We start from the raw sequence: 12,566 nt of genomic DNA, 5'->3' as shown, positions 1-12,566 counted from the left end.
CTTAATTCTACCTAAAATTAATCATTATTCTTTGGTGTTGGTGTCTCGCATTTCCAACCCTACTCCTCATCATGCCCATTCCCATGCCCCTTCAAATGAAACGGCGTGGTCAATGTCTCTAAAAATTTCTTTTTATAAATCGACTGCCCCGACTCATCCACAATCACCTGCAAATGGCTCTGCAAATTCGTCATCACGCAAGGCAACGTACCGCCAAACTCACCGTCTAGGTTCAACTGAACGTAGTCCGGAGAATTAATTTCGATATGATTCGTCTGAAAATAAATCAAGTTCGGATCACTCAAATGCTCGCCGCGCAGCGCCAGTGTGACGATGCGGATGAACTCTGCCAGATTGCATTTCTTCAATATAATCACATCAAACATACCGTCGTTAATATTCGCTTCTGGAGCCAACTTCTCAAACCCACCAACGGAGTTGGTGTTGCCCACGAGGAAGAGCATGACTTCTTCATGCATCTCGCGATCGCCGGCTTTGATATAGAGCTCGATGGGCTTCAGCCTAGGCAGCTTCTCGAGTCCCTTCATATAATAGGCCAACTGGCCGATCATGGTTTTGAGTTTGCTTGGGACTTCATAGGTCAGCTCGGTCATTGAACCGCCGCCAGCGATATTAATGAAGTAACGGTTGTTGATTTTGCCTACATCAATCGAGGTTGTATACTGCTGAATGATGAGGTCGCAGGCATATTCCAAATTCTTGGGAATACCGAGCGCACGCGCAAAATCATTCGTCGTCCCCAGCGGCAAAATGCCCAGCGGCGGCCTGCCTTCTCTTTCGGCCATGCCGTTGACGACTTCACAGATGGTGCCATCGCCGCCAGCCGCGATAATTAAATCGAATCCCCGTCGCACAGCCTCAGTCGCTGCGAGTGTCGCATCGCCTTCACCAATGGTCGCGTGAGCGGAGGTCTCGAACCCGCCGCGTTCTAAGCGCTGGAGAATTTCGGGCAATCTTTTTTTCATTTCTTCCCGGCCTGAAGTCGGATTATAGATCAATCGTGCTCGTTTGACCACTCAGTTCATCCCCTGTTCACCTGATGGGAATACGGAGGCTATCTGCCCCTCAATCCATTCGGAAATTTGCGGACTTGGCAACAAAGCCTGTCCATGATATTGGTATGTGAACCCTTCCAATCGGGAAGGAATCACTTTATGTGTAAAATACCCTTCACTTAAAAAAAGCGGTGCCACAATGACTTTATACGACGGCTTCTCGCGTGCCCACCAGGCCATCTTCTCGGCCAGCTGATCCGGCAAAAGCATAGCAATATCCGCCTCGGCGAAGCCGCCCAGTTGTTGAACCCGCTCCGCGAGTCGTTCCAGTCCTTGGTGCCATTTCTGATGGAAGCCATCTTCCTTACTCCCATGCCCCACCAATAAAAGAATCTCTTCCTGCGGCGAGACCGAAAGCTCTTTGATTTTGCCATATAGAATAGCTGCAATATCGGGATGATCATCGATCGGCGACGTGAAATGAATCCGTGCTTGGATCTCCATAAGTTCCATGTCGGTTTCGAGCAACGGCTGGGCAATAACACCTAACGCGTAGCTGATCTCATCAATATGTGTACTCCCAGAGGACACGAACAGCGGAACGACAATAATGTCGGTCACGCCCTGTTTTTCCAAGTTGGTTATCCCATCTTGTATCAATTTACCCTCGACAAGCTCCAAATATGACGCATATATGGGCATGGCATCCGGCATCCGAACCGCGTTCACGGCATCTTCCACTAGCTGAACCCAACCCTCATCACGGGATCCATGGCTAATGACCAGCACACCATATTTCTTCATTCTAAAATTCCCCCACCCGTACGAACTAAGCCTATCTTCCTATGCTACAGAATGTGTTCCTCTATGTCAATTTGAAGCTGCTGTCTGCTGTTCAAAAGGAAATAGACCTCCCTTGCGCTTCGCGGCTTTGGAGGTCTATTATCATTCAACTGCGTCATTATTTAACGATTCAAACGATCCAACGTCAACACATAACCATCGTTCCCGTAATTCAGGCACCTTTTGACCCGTGAAATGGTAGCTGTGGAAGCCCCTGTTTCCGCTTCGATCTGGTTATACGTGCATCCCTTGCGCAGCATACGAGCTACTTCAAGACGCTGCGAAAGCGACTGAATCTCATTCACGGTGCACAAGTCATCAAAAAAGACGTAACACTCTTCAATATCCTTCAAGGTTAGTACAGCTTCGAAAAGCTGGTCTATGGCTTTATCATTTAATTTTTTTAATTGCATCTGCTGTCAACTCCCGGTCAAAAAGCATGTTAGCTCATTGGTACTTCTTTAAGCTCCTGTGTATCATTCGACGCGACGTGTATAATTCCTTCCTTTAGGATTGCGATTCGTTAAAATTTCTATGCGTTAATGAGGTAAACAATGACAATACCATGACAAGCGCCCTTAAAATAGGTGCATTCGCACAACAAATCCCCCTGACCCGTGACATTCGTCCATACCAAAGGTAGGCAAGTGACATATCCTGTAGGAGACAAATCTGATAAAAAGGATCGTGAATCCTAGTGACCAACCCAAGACAACAAATTATTGGTAATGGCGGAAATCGTCCTGAAGTAGTGGAAACAAGGAGCTTAACCCTTCCAGGTGAAGGCTTCGGTCAATACCCCGGCTTAGGCGGTGGCAATCCCTTTGGCGGTGGAGGTGGCGGCTTTGAAGGCGGTGGCGGCTTCTTCGGCGGCCCTCCTGCTGGCGGCAACGCCGGTGGAGGTTTGTTCGGCGGCGGCGGCGGTGGCAATGCAGGCGGAGGTCTATTTGGCGGTGGCGGAGGCAACGCCGGTGGAGGTGGAGGTGGCGGCGGTAACTTCCTAAGCAATCTCCTTGGTGGCGGCGGCGGTGCTGCTGGAGGTTCCTCGAACCCGCTCAGCGGCTTAAATATGAAACAAATCTCCGGCTTCGTCGAGCGGATGGGTGGTATTGACGGCATCATCGGCACGATGGGCAAGGTCCAGAAGTTCATGTCTACCTTTCAGCAAATGGCACCGATGGTGAAGACACTCTTTGGCTCTATCGGCAAAGGGAAGGTCGCTTCTGGCGACACGGAGGAAGTCTTCCGTCCAAAACGCAAACGCCGTAAGAAATCCGGCACAGGCAAGAGACGCAAAGGCCGCCCTACATCCGGCACGGCTAAGCGCAAACGCAGATAACGTAACAACACAGTGAAAAAGCGGGGACCCTCCCGCTTTTTGTCTTATCAGTCCCTCATCTCAGAAACAATAGGAGCTGTCTCATGACAAAGACAAATCAATCTTCCCAACCACTATTGGAATCGCGTTTTATTAAAAGCTCCGACCCATCGGTTCCCCATTTCATCTATCCATTGCCCAAAACCTGGTGGAGCCGCCCTTATGAATATGCCTGGTGCGCCTCTTTTGCGAATCCTACGGATACTGTGCTAGACGCTGCCTGCGGTATTTCGCATCCATTCAAATTCTATTTGGCACGGCACTGTAGAGACACTTACGCTTGTGACCTAGATCCCGCCATTTCCACCTTCGACAGCATACTGAATGAGATTAAGACCGATATCGGAGAAGATGCCGCCGAACAAATCGCAGCCGAATTCCGTATGAATCATTCCTATATTCAAGCTAGTATTACTTCGCTTCCTTACGAGGACAATAAGTTTGATACCATATTTTGCATTTCTGTTTTGGAGCATCTTCATCCAACTGATGCCATAGCGGCGCTTTTAGAGTTCAATCGCACATTGAAAGACAATGGTAGGCTCGTACTAACACTTGACTACCCCACTGTTAATTTGCGTTATTTCCAGGAGCTCGTTGACACTACGGGGTTCGAATTTTGCGGGAGTGTAGATTATGAACAACCAGCCGATGCACTAAATACCGATCTCTGGGGAGGACTTTACTGCTTCCGTGCCCTATTACAAAAGAAATCCTAGAATACCAATAAGGCGATGGCTTCCCCTTTTGAAGGGAATCTATCGCCTTATTGGTACGTAAATCTAATCCACTGCTATTCACTCCACTTCACGAGACGCGGCGCAGGGTCCAGAATGGATTCATATTGTTCCTTCCAGCCATAGCTTCCATCGGGATCAAGCCTCATGTATCGTTCGTATTTATGCGCACGAATCTCAGGCGTTGACCAACCTAGATGCTTCACACGATTGGGCAGAATGAAAGCCGGTAAGTCGAACATATTATCTGGGAACCGCCCACAATGCAAGGGCTGTTCTTTCCATTTAAAAGCAAAGTTCTTTCGATAGCGTAACAACAGCGGACGGTATACAAAATGAGCACGCCAATATTCGTCTTCGCGGTAATGCGTATCGGACCACATATCATAAAGACGAAAACATCCGACATCTCCATCCACTTGCTGTAAAACAGACGCAATGTCAGACGCAAAACCTTCCTCGAACTCTTCGTCCGCATCCATATTAAGGATCCATTCCGGCTCTCTGCGTATCGTTTCTTCCCACTGCTGTTTCCTTAACATGACCTCATTGTTGAAATTGGCTGTTTCATTGCGTATCAAATGCAGAGGAATGCCTTTCAGGATCTCGCGGCAAATTTCCGAACTGTTGTCACTACTTCCATCATCGATAATCACGGCTTCATCTATATACGCCCTATGTTTGGTTAACACCTGCTCCAGGTATTTCCCAGCTTCGTTATGAACAATCATAGACAGTGTGAGCTTGGGACGGGCTATTGTAGGGGTTGGAAAGAGAATTGCTGGAGGAGCCTCTGTTTCATTCAATGGCTGCAGGGTACTTGGCGTTCCATGATATCGCCGCATAAAGTCTTCTGCCCCCGGTAGATCCGTTTCCCTATAGATATGAAAAGCAGGATAATGCGTATCGACGAACAAGGAAAACCCAAGTACTTGAGCACGAATACAGAAATGGCGATCTTCGCCCCAAAAGGATAAATTATTGATTTTATTAAAGTTGACACCTTTCTGTAAGGCATCTTTCCGAATGCATGTACATGCACCAAGACCGCCTACTTCATAAACACCTGGTTGACGAAGTCGCGCTAGGAACCTGTGCTGACGCACAATCTCCTGCTCTTTGGACAGTACCTCCCTGCCAATTCGCTCAAACATGATATATTCATCGCTTACCCACACTTGAGGAAGTGGAATTGAATTTGTCTGCCAATGGGTCCAAAAGATTTCAGAAATAATGCTTTTATCCGATTCCAAGAGCTTATCTAGCGTTTCTGGACGAAGCAGTAAATCGGAATCAATCAGGAGCAGGGCATCATAATCGTTTTCTACTGCATGTTCAATGATACGATTTTTAAATACTGCGACTTTCCATATTAATTTGTCATTCCAATGATGCGTCAATTGATCCCGATAATAATTGCCTGAAGTAGCATTTTCATGAAAAATAGTCGTTTGCTCTAGATGATCTTCTTGAAATTGACGCAACAGCTGCTTGGATTCCCCATCCGAATTATCATCAATAAAGAGATAATGAATTTCTGCCGTTGGTACGGACAATAGATGAAGTGATTGCAGAAACAATCGAAGTATGGAAGGTGCTTGGCAAACAGGACTTCCGATGAGAACACGCATTCCAGTTACCTCCCGCGGGCTATTCGGCAGCACAGGCGCCTACTTGCGCCCCTTTGTAGTACTTTCCCATCTAGTATTATTCTTCTCCGGATACAAATATGATGCCTCTCACCCTAATTCGCGTACATTGTGACAAAAAGACTCCTCGTCTTTTCAGACGTAGGAGCCTTTGGACAATTTATTTCTTCAATGTTCGTAAAATGATGGCTGAAGCTTCTGCGCGCGTCGATATCCCTTGCGGTTTCAACATGCCGTCTTGGTACCCATTTAATAACCCCTTTGAAGTCAACACAGCAACTGCCTCTTGTGCCCACTCCGAAATAGCAGTGCTATCCGTGAATTGCGTGCCTACTGTGCCTTTATCCGTCATATGTGCAGCACGTACAAGAATGACTGCCATTTGCTCGCGGGTAATCGTATCGTCCGGACCAAACGTCGTATCCGTGTATCCAGAGATGATGCCATTCGCTGCTGCTGTAGCAATAGCATTCTTAGCCCAATGGTTCGTCGTATCGCTGAACGCTTTACCGCCCTGATCGCTGAGCTTTAAGAATTTGACAACAATAGAGACGAATTCTGCTCTTGTAATGCGACCTTCTGGTTTAAAAGTGCTATCTGGATAGCCATTAATCGCGCCTTGTCCAATTAATTCGCGAATGCTAGCCTCTGCCCAATGTCCCTTAATATCCGTCAGATTGGCTCCATCTGATCCAGGTTTACCCTCTTCTTTCGGAGTAGCAATAACGGCGAATTTTGTGAAGTGTGTAACAGACCCCGTCACAGTCCCTTTCACCTTATCCACGACAATGTTGTCTAGTTGCACCCATGTACGTGTTGTTTCATTAAACCAATATAGACTAACGTCTGATTGATTGAGATCTACTTTATTCACCTCAAAAGGCAAAGTAACTTGGATCGCTTTATTAAACTCACCCGCTGTATCTTTCAGGATCTCATATACAGCACTTACGAGTTTCGATGATGTTGCAATAGGTAGCGATGCTGCATCTGAGAGTTTCTTCACAGTTACTTTAATCTTACTTGTAACCGCACCATCTGGAACAACAATGTGCACACCATCGAGAGTCGCTGTTCCTCCATTGACTGGAATGGTGGCTTCTGTGTTATTCGTTGGTACGCCAGAACCTCCACTACCGCTGCCGGAATCTGACTCTCCCGCTAGGGTCGTGAATTTCCAGATATCGGACTGCGATCTGCCTCCGTACACATCTTCCGCAACCGTATACCATTGGTGAGTTGTACTCGAAGCAAGGCCGTGCCAAACGACAGATGCTTCTTGTCCACTTTTTACACCATCAACGCTTCCGATTTTCTTATCCGTGTACACGTTGACCCCGATATAGTCAGTAGCCACTCGTTTCGTTACTGGTTGCAGATTCAAGTCGATGGAGAACTCATCTTTACCAGGATGTTCGATCGGATCATAGAAATTATAATCATCTAAGTAAGGTGAATATGTCTTCATATTGATTTTGTTATGCGCCAAGTCGAATTGCATAAGTCTCATATAGCCAAGCCCACCCTCAGGAGCGCCTTGGTAGTCTGCTAGCATTTGATAGACGTTACGATCCGGCTTAGTGTCCCCGTCATCATCAATCGCATCAATTTTCAATTGTGCATCATGGTAGTGACCGGATAGCGCAGCAATAACGTTCTTATTCGGTTTGATAACGCGTTCGAACACTTTTTCCGCCATCGGCGCGCGATTATTGGAAACGAGCATGAATTCATGGAAGTTCAGAATGGCCTTCCGGTTCGGGAATTCTTTTAAAACCCCATTAATCCAATCAATCTCTTTATCCCCATAACCCCAACCCATGTAAACGACGATAAAATCATTACCGTTCGAAGAAACAAGGTCATAATGTCCCCGATTGTTATCGTAGGATTCGCCGTACGTCGGCTGATCCTTGAAACGTTGTTCCCCAAACCATTTGGAATAGTAGCTATAATCGTTGTCTTGATGACCTACGTCGTGGTTACCAGCCAATACACCATACGGAATGCCAGCCTTTTCCAAGACTTTCATATCCTTATCGGCTTCTACCCATTGATACTCTTGATCTGCATTATCAACGATGTCACCAGTGTGGATGACATATTTAATCTTATTATCTTCTTTGTGATCTGCAATCCACTTCACCATTTGCTGATAGATATGTGGGTAGCCTTTGGAATAATACTGCGTATCCGACATCCATACAAAAGAGAAATCGTAATCTGTTGTCTCTGCCGGTTGATTATTTTGAACGACGGCAATCTGATCCTGCACCATCACCTGAATCTTACCCTTGTTCGCGTAATCACCAGCTGTTACCACAGCCTTCAATTCAAAATTCGTCTCGCCGGTAGCAATAACCGTCTTCAGTGGGCTCCAAGATTGCTTGCTAGGACTCCAGGCATACAAGGTAACTTTGCGACCGTCTAGTGACTTCCCTTTCCAGTTAATTTCCACTTTATCTGAGCTTTGAATCGCTGGATCGAGTGAAACCTCAAACCGTTGATACGGGAACTTTTCATCTGAATCATCAATGAGGTAATTCCCATCAAGCTTACTTACTTTCTCATAATCTTCTGGGGCAAAAGGTTTCTCTCCATCCGGCTTCTCCTGCTTAGGAGGCTCGGTATCGGACGCATTGCGGTATCCCGTGAACTGCCCTGGGGTGCTTGCATCGTATTTGAATCCGCCATAGAAGGATACCTTCATGTCGTCATTCATCGGGTCTGATACTTTCACCGTTAGTTCCGTATCGCTACTCATGCCTGCTGCGCCTTGTGTTGGTGCAACTAACACGGGCTGCTCTGGATTTTCATTCGGTACCTCGAAGTTAATGGTCTTCTCGGAGACGTTCCCGACTTTATCCGTCGCTTTCAAGTTAAACACATGCTTACCGCCTTGAAGCTGTGCAGACGAAGTTGAGAGCGGCATAGTAATTGGTTGCTTGTCCAGCATGGCCTCAACTTTCTCAACTCCCGCTAGTGCGTCGTCGATGACCGCATCCAGCGTGAAGGGACCACGGTACGTTTTGCCATCCTCGATAGAAGGTTCGATGGTTGGCGCAGAGTTATCCACAATGACTTTAACGGTAAACGCACCTGCAGTCGTGTTGCTGACTGTAATCTGATGTTCCCCATCATTCATCGTTGGTGTGTTCCACGTATAAGCTTTGGAAGCTAAAAGCCCCGCCGGAACGGTGAAATTGAAGTCAACAACCGGTGCTTTACCAGAAGAATCTCCCATGCCAATTACTTTGGACGGAACATTATATTTGGGATCATAAATAACGGTACCATCGTCAAATACGAGACGTACGTTTTTCACATCGAAATTATCTTTATTCTCCAGTGGATTGTTGTCAAAAGGCGAAGCCTTCGAACCCGCTCTAATGGAGAATACATTGCTGCCTTCATTCAAACGATCTGCGTTAATCGGTGTCGATAACGTCGTGTAACTATTTACCGTGTCTTGGAACGTATAGAGAATTTCTTGCCCTTGGGTAACGGCATTTTTGAAATAGTAATTGACACCTGTGACTTCAAATGCAAAGTAAGCATTATGTTCAACAGCATGGAACGTAGAACCGGATACATCGTTCCCATCAATCGCAAGCTTTAGATCATCAGCGCCAAGTCCTTGACCTGTTCCTTTAACTACTTTGGACCCAGCAACAATATCACCGTCTTTGAAATTCAAGCGCAGAGCTGAGTGATCAGAACCACCTGTTATGGCAATTCGCTTCGTGGCTGTTGTCGTCTCATTGTGTCCATCGGAAGAAACAAAGTAGTAATCTATATAAGCATTACCAATGAGCTCTGGTGAGAAAATCGTGTTGTGGTATAACGTATCTGCGAAGCTTTCTTTTAAAAGCTTTTTGGTAAACGTCGACTGCTTCTCTGTTTTGTAGTAGAGTACTGCGGTTTTAACCAGTGTTTCATCCTTGAAATCGGCGATCATTTCGAGATCATTAGATTGTTCAATAACAGTCTCTTTCGTCAAATCAGTGATAACCGGCTTGATCGTATCTGGTTTCACGATGATTGTCTGATCGGGTACTTGAGCCTGACCCACAGTTCCCGGCGTTGCGGCCACAGGTACTGCTGTGTATTTTTCCATCATTTTGCTGCCGTCTTGCGGGTACTTATACAAGGTCCCCTTATTTTCATTGACATCTCCAGCTGTATAATAGGCAGAAGACACTTCAATGCCTGTTTTCGTAGTGACCAGAATGCCCCTGTTGGCGCCATTGGCCATGCCGTCATTGTGCATGCGCACCAAATTCGTGCCTTCCACCAAATTAACATTATAGTTGGCATTGAATTGAGCCACTGTATAATTCGAATTCAGAGCATTGTTAACCCAGAAGACAAGCGTACCCTTGGACGGTATGATCATATCTTCCTTGTCTGCTGGCCAAATGACATCCGCATCTGGTCCGCTATCGGTATAGCGGTAGATCATTTGATAATCTTTAAAATTAACAGGTTGATCCGAATTATTGTACACTTCTATAAATTCATAGGCATCTGTCGATGTCGTTTCCACATTCGTAGAGTTTGGCACAACCTCCGTGACCAGAAGAGAAGGTACCTTCGTATAGTCGATATCATCGCGTGTAAAATCTACATGGTTAACGCTCGTGCTCACGTTATTTTTACCATCATAAGCATTAATATAGTAGTTCAACTGGCTCTTAATCAGCTTGTCCTTCGAAATGACAGCTTGATACGTATTGCCTGTTACTGTCATAGGGATCCGACTGTAATTAGGCTCTGACCCTATTTGATAATACACGGATGCTGATACTGTTTCGTCTTGCTCTGCGTTGGTAATCTGCGCTTGCAGGATAAGATCGTTTTTCTGATCTGTTTGTGTAACTGGCGTATGACTGATAATTGGAGGCTCCGATAAATTTAGCGGTACAGGCGGAAACTGTGTAGGATCGACTAAACCTGGCGTTGCTGCATTTTCCCCTACAGAATACATGGCCATATTCTTTGTACCGTCTGACGGATAGCGATATAAAATACCTTTATCCGGTTTCGAAACCCCATTTACGGCGCTTGTTTGGTAGCTTGCGATCGAGATGTCACTGCCGGATTTCTCTTGAATGAGGAGGGCTCTTGGACTTGTATTCGCCATGCCCCCGCCGCCATACACTCGGAAAAGATTAACATATTCCTGCAGATTCGTACCGAAGTTCGCATTGAAATCGGCCACCGTGAAATTGCCATTAGCCGTATTCGTTACCCATAGGGTAATGGCGGATTGCGCAGGGATTTTCATCGTGGCATAGGGTGTTTTATCATCATGCATCCCTGGCCATACGGTATCCGTTCCACCGTTGCGATAAACCAAGTTGTAATCTTTAAAATCCATGTCCTTGTTCGAATTGTTATACACTTCAATGAACTCATAAGCATCCGTACTAGTACCACTGATATTAGTAGTATCAGGCACAAGCTCCGTAATCAACAGCTTCGGTACCTTCGAATAATCCACCGCGCTCACTTGAACGCTGTTGTCCGCTGCAACCGCCATAGGTGCCAGCATGCCGAACATCATTCCGAATACGGTTACCCCGGAAACCAATCGTTTTAAACCTTTTTTATACACGTCGTAACGCCCTCTCCTTATAAAATGGTGCAAACTTCCTACTGCTATCTATTACAAAAGAACACGCTCAATCAACCAGTACAGCCCGAATACGCCAACGATGCCGGAGGCATACATATTCCAATTGATTTTTAGCGGTATACGGCGAATTAATAAGAGCGCAGGAATCAGAACGCCTACGACAACAAGCTGACCAATTTCCACGCCTAAATTGAAAGAGAATAAAGGCAGCGCCATATGTCCAGACAGTGTTCCTCTCAGCACTTCTGCGAATCCGAAGCCGTGCACCAAGCCAAATAACATCGTAACGACGACGCGTGCACTCTCTTTCTTCTTCCATATGTTTTCAGCTGCTACATATACAATGCTTAGGGCAATCAAGGGCTCCACGATGGTAGGTGAGAGATAAGCGATCTCCAAGGAGGACAATACAAGCGTTATGCAATGTCCCACTGTGAATGCCGTGATCAGCTTAACGATTTTCCATACCCTTCGTTCGGCTGCAAGCAGCAGGCCAAATAGGAACAGCATGTGATCAAGACCTGACCAGATATGCTCCATACCCATGAGGACGTAGGTCTTTAGCGTATTTTGCCAGGATCCAGTTGCATTGGAAGACACTTCATTGACTGGCTTGGTTGTTGATGCTGTCGCTGATGCATTAACTGGATTCCCCGCAGCCGCTCCTGGCCCTTGAATCTGCACAATATAATTCTGGCTGCCCAGCACCTGCTCAATGGTCTGTCCACCGACTTGAATGGTCGCATAGTTGCTATGATTCGGATCAGCCCCGCTGTACCAGAAGAAATTATACTGCATGAGATAACGCTTCACGGTGGCAGCAAATGTATAGCGAATATCAATGCCTATCATATCTAAACTGGCACGCTTCTCATGTTTGGCTGCCACAATGATCGCTGTTCCAACCTTGCCATCGCCAGTAACGATGATCCCATCATCGACCAGCTTGCCGATTGCCCCTAAGGAACCGGCTAATTGCTTATCACTGATCTTGTCGCCACCATCTGGCTTATTCGGAAAGATTTGAAGAAAATCATGCTCCAACAAGGAGAGATGGTACGTCATCGTATCTGAACCTACTTGGATATCCGAATAACCACTCGAAGTGAAATGCGCCCCTGCTGAACTTGCTGCTGTAAGAGATATCATGACAGTTAAAGCGAAAGCGATGATGCTTTTTCTAATGTTCCACACATTCCTATTCCCCTCATCCTTCATTTGCACATACGCATGATGAAACTTTGCTGATGACTCCTTTCTCTAAGCCTCGTTGCTACATGCTCATCATATCCAGCCGTCTGCGCC

Annotated in this window: 8 protein-coding genes; 2 read left to right on the top strand and 6 right to left on the bottom strand. The window is 46.3% G+C overall.

What is annotated here, in order from left to right; genetic code table 11:
* Positions 1–59 precede the first annotated feature (59 nt).
* The 3 genes from AC58QT_RS30940 to AC58QT_RS30930 all read right to left on the bottom strand — a co-directional run bounded on the left by AC58QT_RS30940 (position 60) and on the right by AC58QT_RS30930 (position 2,272).
* Complete coding sequence (locus AC58QT_RS30940; RefSeq protein WP_497412384.1) at positions 60–986, bottom strand: diacylglycerol kinase; 927 nt, start codon at positions 984–986, stop codon at positions 60–62.
* A 51-nt stretch (positions 987–1,037) separates the two neighbouring features.
* On the bottom strand, positions 1,038–1,820 hold the full coding sequence (locus tag AC58QT_RS30935) for a sirohydrochlorin chelatase (RefSeq protein ID WP_497412347.1): 783 nt from the start codon (positions 1,818–1,820) through the stop codon (positions 1,038–1,040).
* A gap of 161 nt (positions 1,821–1,981) precedes the next feature.
* Complete coding sequence (locus AC58QT_RS30930; protein ID WP_056612830.1) at positions 1,982–2,272, bottom strand: YerC/YecD family TrpR-related protein; 291 nt, start codon at positions 2,270–2,272, stop codon at positions 1,982–1,984.
* Positions 2,273–2,556: 284 nt separating this feature from the next.
* Here AC58QT_RS30930 and AC58QT_RS30925 point away from each other — a divergent pair, with 284 nt between their 5' ends.
* Together AC58QT_RS30925 and AC58QT_RS30920 are read left to right on the top strand one after the other, a co-directional pair.
* The gene (locus AC58QT_RS30925; RefSeq protein WP_497412346.1) at positions 2,557–3,198 is read left to right on the top strand and encodes an aminotransferase; all 642 of its coding nucleotides are present in this window, start codon (positions 2,557–2,559) and stop codon (positions 3,196–3,198) included.
* 83 nt (positions 3,199–3,281) lie between these two features.
* Positions 3,282–3,956, top strand: coding sequence for a class I SAM-dependent methyltransferase (locus tag AC58QT_RS30920; protein ID WP_497412345.1), 675 nt, complete (start codon positions 3,282–3,284; stop codon positions 3,954–3,956).
* 74 nt (positions 3,957–4,030) lie between these two features.
* Here the strand turns inward: AC58QT_RS30920 and AC58QT_RS30915 are convergent, their stop codons facing one another.
* The 3 genes from AC58QT_RS30915 to AC58QT_RS30905 form a co-directional block, all read right to left on the bottom strand.
* Positions 4,031–5,605 (bottom strand): glycosyltransferase, encoded by a 1,575-nt coding sequence (locus tag AC58QT_RS30915; RefSeq protein ID WP_497412344.1) that lies wholly within the window; start codon positions 5,603–5,605, stop codon positions 4,031–4,033.
* 178 nt (positions 5,606–5,783) lie between these two features.
* Positions 5,784–11,240 carry an S-layer homology domain-containing protein gene (locus AC58QT_RS30910; protein WP_497412343.1) on the bottom strand — a complete coding sequence of 1,819 codons (5,457 nt, stop codon included), beginning with the start codon at positions 11,238–11,240 and terminating at the stop codon, positions 5,784–5,786.
* A 51-nt stretch (positions 11,241–11,291) separates the two neighbouring features.
* Positions 11,292–12,455: a HupE/UreJ family protein gene (locus tag AC58QT_RS30905; protein WP_497412342.1), complete on the bottom strand. Its 1,164-nt coding sequence runs from the start codon at positions 12,453–12,455 to the stop codon at positions 11,292–11,294.
* Positions 12,456–12,566 lie beyond the last annotated feature (111 nt).

This window comes from Paenibacillus sp. J31R109, from assembly GCF_059692055.1.
Note: the sequence above shows the minus strand (reverse complement) of the source record. Positions and strands in the feature narration are given on the sequence as shown.